Origin of the sequence: Methanospirillum stamsii, assembly GCF_003173335.1 — an archaeon.
In the GTDB taxonomy this organism is placed as follows: Archaea; Halobacteriota; Methanomicrobia; order Methanomicrobiales; family Methanospirillaceae; genus Methanospirillum; species Methanospirillum stamsii.
In genome coordinates this window covers 22,501-37,701 of the sequence record NZ_QGMZ01000038.1, presented here as the reverse complement: position 1 = coordinate 37,701, position 15,201 = coordinate 22,501, and the positions used below count along the sequence as shown (strand labels likewise).

At 46.7% G+C, this 15,201-nt stretch carries 14 protein-coding genes; 11 read left to right on the top strand and 3 right to left on the bottom strand.

Translation table 11 applies throughout. The features are described 5' to 3' along the window. Window positions 1-27 precede the first annotated feature (27 nt). The gene (locus tag DLD82_RS14390; protein ID WP_109941820.1) at window positions 28-2,442 is read right to left on the bottom strand and encodes a CDC48 family AAA ATPase; all 2,415 of its coding nucleotides are present in this window, start codon (window positions 2,440-2,442) and stop codon (window positions 28-30) included. Window positions 2,443-2,485: 43 nt separating this feature from the next. On the opposite strand from DLD82_RS14390, the gene larC reads away from it, so the two are divergent. The 3 genes from larC (at window position 2,486) to DLD82_RS14375 (ending at window position 5,843) form a co-directional block, all read left to right on the top strand. Then, the gene (gene larC, locus DLD82_RS14385) at window positions 2,486-3,673 is read left to right on the top strand and encodes a nickel pincer cofactor biosynthesis protein LarC (protein WP_109941819.1); all 1,188 of its coding nucleotides are present in this window, start codon (window positions 2,486-2,488) and stop codon (window positions 3,671-3,673) included. After that, window positions 3,670-4,353 (top strand): DNA repair and recombination protein RadB, encoded by a 684-nt coding sequence (radB, locus tag DLD82_RS14380; RefSeq protein ID WP_109941818.1) that lies wholly within the window; start codon window positions 3,670-3,672, stop codon window positions 4,351-4,353. Before larC ends, radB begins: the two co-directional genes overlap by 4 nt. A 77-nt stretch (window positions 4,354-4,430) precedes the next feature. After that, window positions 4,431-5,843, top strand: a complete 1,413-nt coding sequence (locus DLD82_RS14375; RefSeq protein ID WP_181391457.1) for a NosD domain-containing protein — start codon at window positions 4,431-4,433, stop codon at window positions 5,841-5,843. Between the two features lie 16 nt (window positions 5,844-5,859). On the opposite strand, the gene DLD82_RS14370 is transcribed toward DLD82_RS14375, so the two are convergent. Continuing rightward, the gene (locus DLD82_RS14370) at window positions 5,860-6,177 is read right to left on the bottom strand and encodes an RNA recognition motif domain-containing protein (protein WP_109941816.1); all 318 of its coding nucleotides are present in this window, start codon (window positions 6,175-6,177) and stop codon (window positions 5,860-5,862) included. Between the two features lie 172 nt (window positions 6,178-6,349). Beyond that, a complete protein-coding gene (thiC, locus tag DLD82_RS14365) occupies window positions 6,350-7,630 on the bottom strand; it encodes a phosphomethylpyrimidine synthase ThiC (protein ID WP_109941815.1) in 1,281 nt (426 codons plus the stop codon). 67 nt (window positions 7,631-7,697) lie between these two features. Here thiC and DLD82_RS14360 point away from each other — a divergent pair, with 67 nt between their 5' ends. Genes DLD82_RS14360 through cgi121 form a run of 8 tightly spaced genes read left to right on the top strand, consistent with a single transcriptional unit; the run spans window position 7,698 to window position 15,128 of the window. Then, window positions 7,698-8,273, top strand: coding sequence for an MBL fold metallo-hydrolase (locus DLD82_RS14360; RefSeq protein ID WP_109941847.1), 576 nt, complete (start codon window positions 7,698-7,700; stop codon window positions 8,271-8,273). Continuing rightward, window positions 8,266-8,742, top strand: a complete 477-nt coding sequence (locus DLD82_RS14355) for a GIY-YIG nuclease family protein (RefSeq protein WP_109941814.1) — start codon at window positions 8,266-8,268, stop codon at window positions 8,740-8,742. The genes DLD82_RS14360 and DLD82_RS14355 overlap by 8 nt, the downstream gene beginning before the upstream one ends. 53 nt (window positions 8,743-8,795) lie before the next feature. Continuing rightward, a complete protein-coding gene (locus DLD82_RS14350) occupies window positions 8,796-9,815 on the top strand; it encodes a type II glyceraldehyde-3-phosphate dehydrogenase (RefSeq protein ID WP_109941846.1) in 1,020 nt (339 codons plus the stop codon). Between the two features lie 42 nt (window positions 9,816-9,857). Continuing rightward, window positions 9,858-10,799: a tyrosine--tRNA ligase gene (locus DLD82_RS14345; RefSeq protein WP_109941813.1), complete on the top strand. Its 942-nt coding sequence runs from the start codon at window positions 9,858-9,860 to the stop codon at window positions 10,797-10,799. Window positions 10,800-10,812: 13 nt separating this feature from the next. Beyond that, a complete protein-coding gene (locus DLD82_RS14340; RefSeq protein ID WP_109941812.1) occupies window positions 10,813-11,583 on the top strand; it encodes a serine protein kinase RIO in 771 nt (256 codons plus the stop codon). A gap of 19 nt (window positions 11,584-11,602) precedes the next feature. Next, window positions 11,603-12,142, top strand: coding sequence for a KH domain-containing protein (locus tag DLD82_RS14335; protein ID WP_109941811.1), 540 nt, complete (start codon window positions 11,603-11,605; stop codon window positions 12,140-12,142). 50 nt (window positions 12,143-12,192) lie between these two features. Next, the gene (locus tag DLD82_RS14330; protein WP_109941810.1) at window positions 12,193-14,598 is read left to right on the top strand and encodes an ATP-dependent DNA helicase; all 2,406 of its coding nucleotides are present in this window, start codon (window positions 12,193-12,195) and stop codon (window positions 14,596-14,598) included. Further along, entirely contained in the window at window positions 14,592-15,128 is a 537-nt protein-coding gene (gene cgi121, locus DLD82_RS14325) for a KEOPS complex subunit Cgi121 (protein ID WP_109941809.1), read from the top strand. Before DLD82_RS14330 ends, cgi121 begins: the two co-directional genes overlap by 7 nt. Window positions 15,129-15,201 lie beyond the last annotated feature (73 nt).

Below are 15,201 nucleotides of genomic sequence, written 5' to 3'. Positions count from 1 at the left end.
GTCTTCGAAAAAAAGGGGTTGTTCTGATTACTGGTACTCAGGAGGCTCTGCCTGCTTTGGGATTCCACCTTTGAAGTGAACTTTCACCCTATCATATGCTTCTTTAAGCCGGGAGTTCATCGTAGGATGCACTTTTTCAAGAGCACGCTCAAAATGTTCTTTTCTTATGTAATGGAGCTGCTCCCGCATGGCAAAAATTCCGGCTTCACGACAGAGACCTTCAAGATCAGCTCCAACATACCCTTCAGTTCTCTGGGAAATATCATTGAACAATCGGTGAATTACCGGATCATCGATGGTAATTCTGAGTTTTTCAAAGACTTCAACCAGCATCTTTCTCCTGGCCAGTCTGGACAAAATTCCCTGTGACGGGGAGATTGCCCGTATCCGCTCCTCAAGTTCAGGCCCGGATACATGAACTTCCTGGGTCAGGGAACCGGCAAGAATCTCAAAATCCTCTTCTGTAAAGTTCTGGGTCAGGTCAACCAGTGATTCAAGCACTGAGCCTTCAATTGGAATTAGCCTGGCATGGATCTTCAGGATTTCTTCCCGGTCATTTAAACCAGGCTCTCCGATATAGATAAGCCGATCAAACCTGCCGGAACGAAGCAGTGCAGGATCCACGATGTCAGGCCTGTTCGTAGCTCCCATCACGACAACATCCCTGAGATCAACAAGACCATCCATTTCAGTCAGGAACTGGTTGAGAACACTTTCCATGGTATGGCTGTCACCTGCTGTCCCTCTTGCCGGGGTAAGAGCATCAAGTTCATCAAAAAAGATGATAGCCGGTGAAACCTGGCGTGCTTTTTTAAATATCTCCCGGACTGCCCGCTCTGATTCACCTACCCACTTTGACAGCAGCTGGGGCCCTCGTACTGCAATGAAATTTGCTCCAGATTCATTTGCAACCGCCTTTGCAAGCAAGGTTTTTCCGGTTCCCGGAGGGCCGTATAAAAGGACACCACGGGGAGAATGAATCCCTAAGTCATCATACCGCTCTCTTTTCGTAAGCGGATATTCTACTGCCTCCCTTATCTCTTCAATCGGATCTGAAAGACCGCCTACATCATGCCATCTGATGTTTGATACTTCAAGCATGACCTCACGCATCCCTGACGGAGTAATCTCCCGGAGAGCCTGCCTGAAATCCTTGGCGGTGACCACCATAGTATTCAGTATTTCTTCAGGAATCTCATCTTCATCAAGGTTGATTTGAGGAAGATATCTCCGGAGAGCTCTGATTGCTGCCTCACGGGAGAGTGCTGCAATGTCAGCACCCGTGTAACCATGGGTCCGCTCTGCCAGCTCTTCAAGTCTGACATCATCAAAGAGAGGCATTCCCCTGGTATGGATTTTTAGAATTTCCACCCGATCAGGATTCGACGGAACGCCTATCTCTATCTCCCGATCAAATCTTCCCGGACGCCTGAGAGCCGGGTCAATGGCATCCAGCCGGTTCGTTGCACCGATAACTACAACCTGACCGCGTTCCTCAAGACCATCCATCATTGTCAGCAGCTGGGCAACCACACGCCGTTCAACTTCACCGGTCACTTCCTCACGTTTCGGTGTTATTGAATCAAGTTCGTCTATGAAGATGATAGCCGGGGCATTTTCCGCTGCTTCTTCGAAAACTTCACGAAGACGCTGCTCGCTCTCCCCATAATACTTAGAAATTACTTCAGGGCCGGCGATAGGAATAAAATGTGCACCTGATTCATTCGCTACTGCTTTTGCAATCAGAGTTTTTCCGGTGCCCGGCGGGCCAAAGAGGAGAACACCTTTCGGCGGTTCAATCCCAAGGTGTCTGAATAGTTCAGGGTGGCGCATGGGAAGTTCGATGGTTTCCCTGAGGCGCTGCAGTTCATCACGGAGACCACCGATATCCTCATAGGTTATCTGACTGATTCCCTCAAATCCGCTGATTGGTTTATCGGAGATAATAATCTCCGTCTGCTGGGTGATGATGACCGCTTCGGGAGGATCCAACTCAATAACCTTGTATGCTACCATCTGTGGCTGTACAAACGGCATCCCGATGGGTATCGGAACTGAATCTCCCATTGAAACAGGAAAGTCAATCAGGTTCTGAAGGATGACTGAAGAGTCAGCCATCGGAATATTCTTCGGAAGGTCTTCAGGAGGGGCAAGGACCACCGTCCCGGCTGCCATGGTATCTTCAACCCTGGTGATTTTTACCGTATCACCAATAGAGACATTTGCATTCATCCGGGTGAAATTATCAATTCGTACCTTCTGCTGATTCCAGTCTGCCAGCTGGGCACGCCAGACTTTTGCAACCGTTGTGTCTCTTCCGGATATCCGGATGATGTCACCTGGAGAAAGCCGCAGCTGCAGCATGGTTTCCGGATCCAGGCGGGCTTTGCCTCCTCCCTGGTCTCCGGGATAAGCACTGTCTACCCTGAGATACAATTCCATTACCTAACCATCATATACGCCGGGACTTAAAAGTATAGGAACCATGCGTCTTCTCGCATTTGACCCTTTTCACGGCGCTGCAGGGGATATGATCTGTGGTTCCCTGCTCAGCCTTGGAGCACCCGAAATGCCGGTAATACAGGCAATGAGTTCTGTAGTCCGGACACCACGGATAGAAACGGTTAGCAGATGCGGGATTTCTGCACTAAAAATCCATACCCTGGCCGGGCCAGCCCATAGAACGCTCGATGAGGTTCTTGAAATTGTCCGGGGAGCTGATGCTCCACACCAGGTAATTGAGAGTGCGGAAAGGATTTTTTTCCGGATTGCAGCTGCTGAAGAGTCAGTTCATGGAGATCATCATGTTCATTTTCACGAAGTGGGCGCTGATGATGCCATTGCTGACGTTATCGGGTCCTGTATGGCCCTGCATCTGCTTGCACCAGAGAACGTGATCTCCCTGCCGGTTGCGTTAGGATTTGGAACAATCAGTTGCACTCATGGAATTATTCCGGTTCCTGCTCCGGCGACAGCAGCCATTATTGCCAAAACGAACCTGCTGGTCAAATCAGGAGAGCAGGAGGGTGAGCAACTGACCCCCACCGGAGCTGCATTACTTGCTGAGTTTTGTGAAGAGGGAGTGACTGCCCTTCCAGTGGGAAAAATTCTGGCAACAGGCTATGGAGCAGGAAGTCGTGACGATCCCAGATCGCCGAATGTTCTCCGGTCACTTCTCATGGAATGTTCAGGATTTCATAAAGATACTATTGATATTCTCGAAACGAACGTGGACGATGTACCCGGAGAAATTTTAGGATCCTTTATTACCGACATTATGGATAAAGGAGCGCGTGATGCTGTAGCCATCCCCCTGTTAATGAAAAAGGGAAGGCCAGGTTTTCTGATCCGGGTGATAACACCTTCTCATCTTTCCGGAGATCTGGCAGAAATTATGGCAAAAGAACTTGGAACTCTCGGAGTGAGAGTCACTCCGGCAGTGCACCGGTTCATTGCTGACCGGGAGATTCGTGAGATCCCGGTTACAATTAATGGAAACACCATTTCTTTTCCAATAAAATTCGGATATCTTGGGGGCTGTTGTTACCTGGTCAAACCAGAGTTTGATTTTGCAGAGACATATGCAAAAAAACATCGGATTCCTGTTCGTGATATCCTCCATCTTGCAGAAGAAGCAGGTAAAAATTATGTCCAGAATGGTGATCAGGAATGATGAGGACTGGTGTTCTCTCCGGTAATGATGATCTTGATGTACTGGTGGGGAATGGTTTTCCAAGGAAGATGATTACCCAGGTATATGGCGAACCAGGGACAGGAAAATCAACGATATGCCTTCTTGCTGCAGTATCTGCGTTAAAGAGAGGAGAACCGGTAATTTACATTGACACGGAGAGTTTCTCTGTCGACCGGTTCAGCCAGATAGCAGGAGACAATGCTGAGTCACTTGCTGAGAACCTCTACTTATTCGAGCCTGTAGACCTTGACCAGCAGGCCCTGATGATCCATGAATCTGAAAAACTCATCCAGGAAACTCATCCAGGAATTATTTTACTTGATTCAGCAACCGGACTTTACAGAACAGAGTTGGATCATATGCAGGAAACCATGCAGCGGTTTAACCGGCAGATGGTTGTTCTGCTTGGATATGCAAAAAGATATGATATTCCGGTTTTAATCTCGAACCAGGTCTACATGGATTTAAACCGGGGTGAATTCGCTCCTCTTGGCGGGACAAGTCTGAACCATCTTTGTAAAGTGATACTGAGAATTGAAAGGAATGATAATGTCCGCAGGATCCGGGTCATCAAACATCATGCGCGACCTGAAGGAGATTATATTGACGTTATTCTTGTTCAGGAAGGAATCCGGACGGTTATGGAAACACCCGAATGATCAGGTTTTGTATAACACACAAGCCATAAACCATTGGGCAACCACCTTTCATGAGACAACTCAGGCAGGGAGAAGATATGAGAATTTGTTTCATCATGAAAGGGATAATTTTTATTTTTTTAGTGGTATTCCTGATTCAGGGTTCTGCAGCAAATATTGTGTTCCCTCCTGAACAGGGGCCGTATACCGGCGATTATGTATTCATCAATGAACCCGGACGGTATACCCTTGAAGAAAATGTCACTCATTCTTACCCGGTCGGGGTAATCATCACCTCTTCATCAGTAATTCTTGATGGACAGGATAGATACATCAGTCCTGCAAAAACGGGAGAACCTGTGGTGGGTATTTGGATAAGCCGAACAGATAGCGAAGGAAATCCGGTAACTGGTGTACGGGTTCTGAACTGTAATATTGAAGATGAGGTAACAGGTATCTATGTCGAGGGTGCAGATTCATCAGAATTTCCCTGGGGAAGCAGAACGATTGAGGATAATATTCATGAAAGTTTCTCAAACAGGGATGTAAAGTTTACCAATGTGCGGGTAACCGGATGCAGAAACGGAATTGGAGTATATGATTCTGGTAAACCGGCAATTTTCCAATCAGATATCAGGAATAATGAAAAAGGACTCATAGTATCCGGAGGTTCTCCTGAGATAAAGGATCTTGTGATAACAAACAATTCAGTATCAGGAATTACCATTCAAGAAACCTCCGGGGGAGAAATTTCCGGATGTAAAATAGAGGGGAACACCAAAGCTGGGATTGTCCTGGAAAATGTATCCGAAGTCCGGATATGGAACAATATTCTTGATAATTATCAAAATATTGAAAGTTTAAATAGCAAAGACGTAATCCTGAACACGACTTTGATAAACCAGACCAATATAATAAACGGACCAGTTACCGGAGGAAATCTCTGGTCCCAGGCAGGAACACCGGTTTATAAATCCCACCAGATAAGTGATGAGAATTTGGACGGAATCGGTGATTCTCCCTTTATTACGGATAAGGATCTGACAGATTATTACCCTCTTATTCCATCAGGAACTGGTTTTTCTCCCGATAACAAAGTTATTCAGGATATTCCGGAAGTAATGCCGGCTATAACCCCTGAACCAGTTTCCACTCCTATGTCAATAATTACCGGAATTCATGCTGCCATTTCAGGAGATACAATTCCTGCCGAGATGAAAACTAACACCAGGTATGAGGCCGGACTAATAATGGTCAATGACGGATCTGATGACTGGCTCCAGATGCATGCTATCGGAATTAAGGCTTACAAAGATGCGGCTATTTGGGGACCGGAGTGGATGCCTGTTCCTTCAGATGTACCCTCAAAAAAATCCTGTACCATAAGTTTCCCGATACAGACACCAGATGAACCAGGAACATATGAACTGCAATACCAGGCAATCCGGATGGGGCAGGGTGTCTCAACCACCTTTGGAAGACCATACAAAAAAGTTGTTACGATAATCTAAACCTTGAAAATGAGAATTAGTATCTACGGCCTCCGCCGTATCCACCGCCACGGTTGTACCCGCCACCTCCGGATCCACCACGGTCAAATTCCCGTCGTGGCTGCATAGGTCTGGCTTCATCAATTCTCATTGTTCTTCCTTCGAAGACGGTCTGGTTAAGGGCATCCATCGCTGCTTGTGCTTCTTCGCTGGTGGCCATTTCCACAAATCCAAACCCTTTCTGCTCGATGATTTTTACGCTGACAACTTCACCATACGCAGAGAACAGGTCCCTGAGCTGGTCTTCTTTTATGGAATACGTCAGATTACCGACGTACAGTCTCTTTCCTTCCATATGGATCTCACAATACCGGTGCATAACGCAGATGACAACAAAGATACATTGTTTTTCTGTGTGTCATGATGCCGGACATAGCAACTAAGTAGCCTGCCACCAGCAGGAAGCGTTCCATTACTATTCAGGACTATACTGCGTCTGCAATGTATCAATGGGTATCACTTATTTATCAGTATTTCTCACTATCAGAAACATCAGGAGATTTAAAGAGATCCCGTACCATTTTCACCGCACAAAGATCCCCACACATCGAGCAGGTCTCATTCTCCGGATCCCGACCATGGATTTCACGTGCAGTTTTTGGAAATAATGCGAGACTGAATTGTTTTTCCCAATCCAGTTTCTGGCGTGCCTCTCCCATTAACCTCTCCCGGTTACATGCATCAGGTCTTCCAGATAGCAGGTCACCAACATGTGCTGCAAGTACCGCAGCCCGAGTACCCTCAGCAATGTCATGTACCCGTGGCAGGGCAAGGTGCTCACTGGGTGAGACCATACAGAGGAAATTTGCCCCGTATTTACAGGCAATAGCCCCGCCGATAGCTCCGGCAACATGGTCATATCCGGCAGCGATGTCGGTAACCAGGGGGCCGAGCAGGTAGAGGGGAGCATTTCTGGTCAGTTCCTTTATCATCCTGACATTGTACCCAATCTGTTCGAGGGGCATATGACCCGGACCTTCTATCATCCGGGGAACACCTAAATCATGTGATCTTCTGGCAAGACGACCGAGGTTTAGATATTCGACGGTCTTTGCTTCCCGTACTGCGTCTTCATAACAACCAGGCCGCATGCCATCTCCCAGGCTTGCAACAACCCCATATTCAGAGAGAATTTCACAAAGATAATCAAACTCAGTCCAAAGGGGATTATCTTCTTCTCTTGCCGCCATCATTGCGACATGAAAGGCTCCTCCCCTTGACACAACGCCCATCCTTCGGGGATCTTCGCAAAGCGAAGAGAATACTTCCTGGTTCACCCCACAATGAAGGGTAAGAAAATCTACTCCCTCCTTACACTGATCCCTGATAACCCGGAAAAGGAGGTCAGCATCCACATCTACTGCATTGCCTGCTCTCCGGACTGCTTCATACACCGGGACCGTTCCGACCGGAACAGGAAATGACAATATCATCCGGCGGATTGCTGTCAGATCCCCTCCCGTAGAGAGATCCATTAAGGTGTGAGCGCCTTCTGATAGTGCCGATTGTGCCTTTTCACGCTCCAGATCAGGGCTGCAGAGATCCTGCGAGGTCCCCACATTGACATTTACTTTAACCTTTGTTGCTTCACCAATTGCAAGAGGTGGATGCTCCCTGATTGTATTATGAGGAATTACCACCCTTCCCTGCTCTATCAATCGCAATAACCGGTCTTCCTCGATTGATTCTGTTTGAGCAATGGTACGAAGGACTGACTGGTCAGGTAGGTAATCCCGGGTATTCACCATATCTTACATGTTGTATGCAAGGGAATATGATAGTCACATGGCTGTGAAATTCATCCCTGGAGGGGGTATGTACGCAAATGCCTATGTTGCACGGGAAACAGTCCTCGTTGATGCGGGAGTGACACCCATGGCTATTGAGGCGCATCGGGACTCAATCACCCATATCATCCTGACTCATTGCCATTTTGACCATATTGCATATCTTCCGGTAATTCAGAAGATGACAGGTGCAAAGGTATGCATACATGAAGCAGATGCAGAAGGACTCCGGAATGACAACTTAAGTCTTTCAATGCATTTTGGTGCTCATTCTCCCGGAATTATTCCAGATATTATCCTTCAGGACGGAGATATCATTGAGGGGTATAAAATAATCCACACACCCGGGCACACCCCCGGAAGCATCTGTCTGTATGATGCAGAATCTAGAGACCTGATATCAGGTGACACGGTCTTTTCAGATGGAGCATTCGGCAGATACGATTTTCCCGGTGGGAGCAAAAGCACCCTGGCACAATCGCTTGAAAAACTGACCACCCTGAAAGTCGGGGGACTTTATCCTGGTCATGGTATTCCGACACGGGAAAATGGAGAACGTTTCATCAGGGCTGCGGCGACCCTGATTCATTCCACTTATGGATAAGGGCGTATATGTACTCCTCATAGAGACGAAGGCCTGTACTATTAAGGCCGGCTCTCTTGGTTCAGTTTTTATCCGGCAGGGATGGCACGCTTATGTCGGATCGGCTCTTGGAACCGGAGGGTTTGCCAGGGTACAAAGACATCTCAATCTAAACAGGAACAAAGACAAAAACCCCAGATGGCATATCGATTACCTCCTCCTTTCCCCACTATGCTCTGTGAAAAACGTGTACTGTATTATTACTGACAAAAGGCTCGAATGCGTTGTTGCAGCGGGAATAGAAGGAGAAGAAATCCCTCATTTTGGTTCATCTGATTGTTCATGTAAAAGTCATCTTTTTTACTTCCCTGACAACCCGCATAAAAACCTGCTCGCATCACTGAATGAAATATCAGGACAATACAAGACCGAAGCAGATCCTTGTACCATACTATCCCGGGAGATCCTTCCAGGGAAGGGAATAGTATAATTATACAGGGATCAGATACCTCCACACAGCCACTTTTAAACAGAGGTCCTATGATGATTAAAGTTGCAGTGAACGGATATGGAACCATTGGAAAGCGGGTTGCAGATGCTGTGGCAGCTCAAAAAGACATGGAGATTATCGGTGTCTCCAAAACAAAACCTTCATCTGAAGCCCTGATTGCAGTCCAGAGAGGATACCCGATTTATATTGCAGATCTCAGTAAAAAGGACGCATTCGAAAAGGCAGGAATTCCCGTGGCCGGTTCAGTGGAAGAGATGCTGAAAAAGGCAGATGTAATTGTGGACGGGACTCCCGGAGGGGTGGGAGAAACGAACAAGAAACTCTATGAAAAAGCAGGAGTCAAAGCCATCTGGCAGGGGGGAGAAGACCATGAAGTTGCCGGATTTTCTTTTAATGCACATGCAAATTACAAAGACGCTATCGGAAGGCAGTTTGTCAGGGTTGTCTCCTGCAACACCACCGGTCTCTGCCGGGTAATTAAGGTGGTAGATGATGCTTTTGGAGTTGTAAAAGTTAGAGCAGTCATGGTCAGGCGGGGCGCAGATCCCCATGTTGTGAAGAAAGGCCCGATAGATGCTGTAGTCCTCGACCCGCCCACCATCCCCAGCCACCATGGGCCGGATTTAAACACAGTACTTCCTCATATCAATATCGTCACTATGGCCATGATTGTGCCTACGACACAGATGCATATGCATGCCATCACCATGGAGCTGAAAAAAGATGCGTCCCGTGATGAAATACTTGCAATCATGAGAAAACATAATCGTATCGGACTAATACAGCCAAAGACTGCCATCAAGAGCACTGCAGAACTAAAAGAATATGTTATGGATATGGGGAGACCCAGGTCTGACCTCTGGGAAAACGGGGTTTTTGAAGCTTCAGTCAATATGGTTGGAAAAGAGCTCTTCTTCTTCCAGGCCATTCACCAGGAAGCAGATGTTGTCATCGAGAACGTGGATGCAATCCGCGCGATGATGGGTGAAGTAAAAGACCCGGAGACATCCATAAGGATGACGAATGAGGCTTTGCAGTTTACTGCCCTCTAACCACTCATCCTATTATCACGGTATAGCACAAACCTCTTGAGAATGGATACATACGCCCGTGTAATACGGAACACGGTCGAGGTTGTTACTGACGAGGAACTGCGTTCCATCCTTGACCGTCCGGTCAAAAAGGTGTACGCAGGATACGAACCAAGTGGAGAGATCCATCTTGGGCATCTTGTTACCATCAATAAACTGATCGACCTGAAAGAAGCAGGTTTTGAAGTAACTGTTCTTCTTGCTGACCTCCATGCTTTTCTGAACCGGAAAGGGACCATGGAGGAGGTTCGAAAACTGGCAGAGTATAACCGCCGTTGTTTTGAAGGTCTGGGCCTTACTGATGTCAAATATGTTCTGGGATCCAGCTTCCAGCTCTCCCCCGAATATCAGCTTCTGGTACACGAACTCTCCCAGGCGATTACCCTGAACCGGGCCAAGCGGAGCATGGACGAAGTAGGCAGACAGATGGATAACCCGACAGTCTCTCAGATGGTCTATCCTATTATGCAGATGGCTGACATTGCACTCCTTGGTGTTGATGCAGCACTCGGTGGAATTGACCAGCGGAAGATCCACATGCTGGCACGGGAATACCTTCCGGCGAAAAATTATCCATCTCCGGTCTGCATTCATGTGCCTATTCTCCATGGACTTGACGGAAAGAAGATGTCATCCTCTCAGGGGAATTATATCTCCGTCGCAGAGTCAGAGGATGATATCAGAAAAAAGATGAAAAAAGCATTTTGCCCGCCTGAACTTGAGGATAATCCGGTCCTTCAGGTCTTGCAGCATCATATCTTCCCACGGCTTGAAACCGTGACCGTTGAGCGTCCGGAAAAGTTCGGAGGTAACCGTTCTTTTGGATCATACGAGGAGATGGAACAGGCATATGCAAAAGGAGAGATCCATCCGGCCGACCTGAAAGCTGCTGTTGCAGAGGGTCTTGTAACAATTCTTGCACCGGTCCGTGAATATCTAAAATAACCCAGGTGAATCCGTGAGAGATCGACACACAGATAAATTTGACAAACAGGTCGATGAACTCAGGACAAAAATCAAGGGCCTGGACCAGTTAAAAGTGAGGGATGATGTATTTGATGAATACACCCTCCTTGGACTTTATAAGCTCCTCACAAAGGGCTGGATCAGTGCAATGGGAGGTCCGATATCCACCGGAAAGGAGGCAAATGTCTATCTTGCCGACCGGAATGGAACTCCCGTGGCGGTGAAGATATACCTCACAAGAACTGCCAATTTTAAAAAAATGCTGGACTACATCGCCGGTGACCGGAGGTTTATAAACATCGGGAAAAGCCGGAGAGATGTAATCTTTGCCTGGACGCGGAAAGAGTATTCAAACCTTAAAAGGGCAAAAGAAGCAGGAATCAGAGTCCCTGAACCACTGGTGTTTGACCGGAATGTTCTGGTCATGGAATATCTCGGAGATGAGAGCAGGGCATTTCCACAACTCCGGCTGGCTGAACCTGATAATTTTCAGAGGGTTTACGACGAGTTAATCGAGGTGGTAAAAAACCTCTGGAAGACTGCAAAACTTGTCCATGGAGACCTTTCCGAATACAATATTCTGTATGGAGAAGGACACCCGTATCTCATTGATATGGGCCAGGCAGTTACCCTGGACCACCTGAATGCTCCCGGTTTTTTAAAGCGGGATCTTGAACAATTAAACAGGTTTTTTTCCGAACGGTGCACTGTCAGGGATGTACCTGGATTACTAGAAGAATTATGTGGAACTTCACCACAATGAGAAGAGAGATAGAAGATTTATGCAACAGGAAACGCGAATAACCCAGGAACGCATTGGCGTTCTTATCGGGAAGAAGGGACAGACAAAGCGGGATATTGAAGAAAAAACAAAGACCCGGATCCAGGTTGACAGCGAGGAAGGCCTCGTTGTGATTGAGGGTGAAGATGCTGACGGGTTTGTCCAGGCTGTAGAAACGGTAAAAGCAATTGCACGGGGATTTTCACCTGAACGGGCATCAATTCTTCTTGATGATCCGGACCTCTACCTTGAAATCATTGAACTTAACGAGTTTGCCGGCAGTGATTCGAAAATTGAGCGAATCCGTGGAAGGATCATCGGACGGGACGGGAGGTCGAGGTCGCAGATAGAAGACATGACGGCTACTGAGATATCGGTATACGGGAAGACTATAGCGATCATCGGAACGGTAGAACAGAGTAAGGTTGCCCGTGAAGCAGTAGAGATGCTCATCAAGGGTGTCTCCCATGAGTCGGTGTTTTCGTTCCTTGAAAAGAAAAAACGTGAATTAAAACAGGATATGATCAGTTACTACTACTAACCTGACAGCATCATGATCCTCTTTCTCACCATTCCATACTGGTGATGTGAATGGATATCCAGTCTCTTCCTCTCCCTGAACCTTTTATTCGTGCATGCAAGAACAAGGGAATTACATCCTTGTATCCACCCCAGGCTGAATGCGTTCATAATGGCCTCCTGGAAGGAAAAAATCTCCTTATTTCTATTCCGACAGCAAGTGGAAAGACTCTTCTTGCAGAAATGGCCATGTGGTCACGGATTGGAGCAGGGGGAAAGTGCCTGTATATTGTACCCCTCCGGGCACTGGCAGCGGAGAAGTACGATGAGTTTTCAAAGAAAGGAGTAATCAGGGTAGGTATTGCAACTGGTGACTTTGATCGGACTGATTCGTATCTTGGAGATAATGATATCATTGTTGCAACCAGTGAGAAGACCGATTCTCTGCTCAGGAACAAAACTCCCTGGCTCTCCCGGATAACCTGCATCATCCTGGACGAAGTTCATCTGATTGGATCAGAAAACCGGGGTGCAACCCTGGAGATGGTAATTACCAAGCTTAGGTACACAAACCCTGGTTTGCAGGTTATCGGTCTTTCTGCAACCATTGGAAATCCCGGCCAGCTTGCAGAGTGGCTTGATGCGAAACTTGTTACAAGTTCATGGCGTCCGGTGGACCTGAAACAGGGAGTTTATTATGACGGGAAGATCAGGTTTGCCGGATCAGAACGACCAGTCCATGCAAAGACAAAACATGACGACTTAAATCTCTGCCTGGATACCATCGAAGAAGGAGGTCAGTGCCTGGTCTTTGTCTCATCCAGGAGAAATGCGGAAGGATTTGCAAAAAAAGCAGCCGGAGCACTCAAAGCCGGAACCCCTGACACACGGGAACTGGGACGGCAAATCAGGAAACTCCGGGACAGGGACGAAGGAAACCTTCTCGCTGATTGTGTGGAAAAGGGAGCCGCCTTTCACCATGCAGGTCTTCTCAGACAGGAGCGTGCGATAATTGAAGAAGGATTCAGAAATGGATTCATCGAGGTTATCTCTGCTACTCCCACCCTGGCAGCAGGCCTCAATCTTCCAGCACGAAGAGTCATCATCAGGGATTATTCACGGTTTTCTTCAGGACTTGGGATGGTTCCCATCCCGGTTGGTGAATACCACCAGATGGCCGGCAGAGCAGGAAGACCACACCTGGACCCCTATGGTGAAGCGGTTCTTATTGCAAAAGATGCCCCGACTGTAGAAAGACTTTTTGATACCTTTATCGATGCAGAAACAGAGCGAATTGATTCACAATGTGTTGATGACAACTCACTATGTGCTCATATTCTTTCACTGATTGCCACCGGATTTGCATCAGATGAGCAGGCTCTCACTGAATTTATGAACCGGACTTTTTATGTGCACCAACATCCGAAAACCCGCTCTCTTCCAAGGATAATATCCGATGCAATCCGGTTTCTTACACAGGCAGAGATGATCCACCAGTCAGAGCAGACATTATCAGCTACCTCCCTTGGAAACCTGGTCTCACGTCTCTATCTGAATCCCTGTACTGCTAGACTCATCCTTGAAAACCTTAAACCTGGAAAAACTCTCACCCTCATCGGACTTTTGCATGTCATCTGTGTATCTCCGGACATGCAGCGGTTATACCTGAAATCTGCCGATACACAGATGCTCCGGACATTTCTTTTCAAACACAATGATGACCTGATCCTTCCACTTCCATTTGAACAGGAAGAGGAGGAATTGTGGCTTTCAGGATTGAAAACTGCCCTTGTATTAGGTGATTGGGCTGATGAGATATCGGAAAAACAGATAGAAGAACGATATGGTATCGGGGCTGGTGATCTGTATAACATCGTCGATTCAGGTAAATGGCTCTTACATGCTACTGAGCGATTGGTATCCACCCATATTCCTGAATTGGGTAAAACAATTGCAACCCTTGCAACAAGGGTCCATCACGGGATAAAAGCAGAACTCCTGCCACTCATTACCCTCAGAAATATCGGCCGGGTAAGAGCTCGAACTCTTTTCAATGCAGGATATCCGGATCCGGAATCAGTAGCAAAAGCAGGTGTTTCAAGGATTGCACGGTTAATAGGAGAGGGAATAGCACGACAGGTCATTGAAGAAATTTCCGGAGTAAAAAAATCAGGAAAATCTGGTTTTGAAGCAGAAAATAAACCGGAATATAAACCACAAAAACTGACTGATATTCCTGGCATCGGCCCAAAAATAGCTCAAAAATTACAAAATGAAGGAATAAATACCATATCAGATCTTTTGACCGCAGACAAGGTCTCCTTGTCTAACATTTTAGGTTCAGCCAGAACTGAAAAAATTCTTGCAATCCTATCAGAGCTTACCCCTGAAACGGGAATAAAAGCTGAAAGAAATGAATCCCCTTTACGTGAACAGAAGATTACCGGACAGTCATCCTGGGAGGATTTTGGATGTTGACTAATAGAAGAATTTTCACTGATGATTATTGCATCATTCCGGTCAGGTTTACCATGGATGACAGAACTTCATTCCTTTCATTTCTCCGGGAAACCGGAGAACAGTATGGAGTTTCAATTGTATGCCTGAACCGGAATATGATGGCAGGGTTTAGTCATGTTGAGACAACCCTTGTTCACGCCATCAGATCATGGAAAGAAGGAAAACAGATAGCCCGCAGTCTTGAGATAGAAGTTCTATTGTATGCCGGAGGTACCAGACAGACCGGTCAGATAGGACCATTTGGTCCGGATAAAGGGGAAAACTCCTGTTATCTCTGTATCATTCCTCCTTCAGAAAAAGTAGTTACCGTTCTTTTAACCCGGATGAAAGAGATCTTAGATGAAGACTGGAATGATCTGGATGAAGAAAAAATAAAAAGACTATCCAACTTTTTTGGAATAACTCCAGAAGAACTCAGTGTGACCGGAGAAGAAAAAATTGCAGAATTGGTTTGTGAGCGGTCAGCTCTTCTCACGGTAAACCATTGATATAATTTATACCCTTTTTGCACCTGATTTAATAATGATATGGATTTTATTTTGAAAAATTCCTCTCCTTTTT

What these genes read in the sequence shown, in the direction of transcription:
- DLD82_RS14390 (WP_109941820.1), bottom strand. Translation starts at nt 2,442, where the DNA reads ATGGAATTGTATCTCAGGGTAGACAGTGCTTATCCCGGAGACCAGGGA.
- larC (WP_109941819.1), top strand. Translation starts at nt 2,486, where the DNA reads ATGCGTCTTCTCGCATTTGACCCTTTTCACGGCGCTGCAGGGGATATG.
- radB (WP_109941818.1), top strand. Translation starts at nt 3,670, where the DNA reads ATGATGAGGACTGGTGTTCTCTCCGGTAATGATGATCTTGATGTACTG.
- DLD82_RS14375 (WP_181391457.1), top strand. Translation starts at nt 4,431, where the DNA reads ATGAGAATTTGTTTCATCATGAAAGGGATAATTTTTATTTTTTTAGTG.
- DLD82_RS14370 (WP_109941816.1), bottom strand. Translation starts at nt 6,177, where the DNA reads ATGGAAGGAAAGAGACTGTACGTCGGTAATCTGACGTATTCCATAAAA.
- thiC (WP_109941815.1), bottom strand. Translation starts at nt 7,630, where the DNA reads ATGGTGAATACCCGGGATTACCTACCTGACCAGTCAGTCCTTCGTACC.
- DLD82_RS14360 (WP_109941847.1), top strand. Translation starts at nt 7,698, where the DNA reads ATGTACGCAAATGCCTATGTTGCACGGGAAACAGTCCTCGTTGATGCG.
- DLD82_RS14355 (WP_109941814.1), top strand. Translation starts at nt 8,266, where the DNA reads ATGGATAAGGGCGTATATGTACTCCTCATAGAGACGAAGGCCTGTACT.
- DLD82_RS14350 (WP_109941846.1), top strand. Translation starts at nt 8,796, where the DNA reads ATGATTAAAGTTGCAGTGAACGGATATGGAACCATTGGAAAGCGGGTT.
- DLD82_RS14345 (WP_109941813.1), top strand. Translation starts at nt 9,858, where the DNA reads ATGGATACATACGCCCGTGTAATACGGAACACGGTCGAGGTTGTTACT.
- DLD82_RS14335 (WP_109941811.1), top strand. Translation starts at nt 11,603, where the DNA reads ATGCAACAGGAAACGCGAATAACCCAGGAACGCATTGGCGTTCTTATC.
- DLD82_RS14330 (WP_109941810.1), top strand. Translation starts at nt 12,193, where the DNA reads ATGGATATCCAGTCTCTTCCTCTCCCTGAACCTTTTATTCGTGCATGC.
- cgi121 (WP_109941809.1), top strand. Translation starts at nt 14,592, where the DNA reads ATGTTGACTAATAGAAGAATTTTCACTGATGATTATTGCATCATTCCG.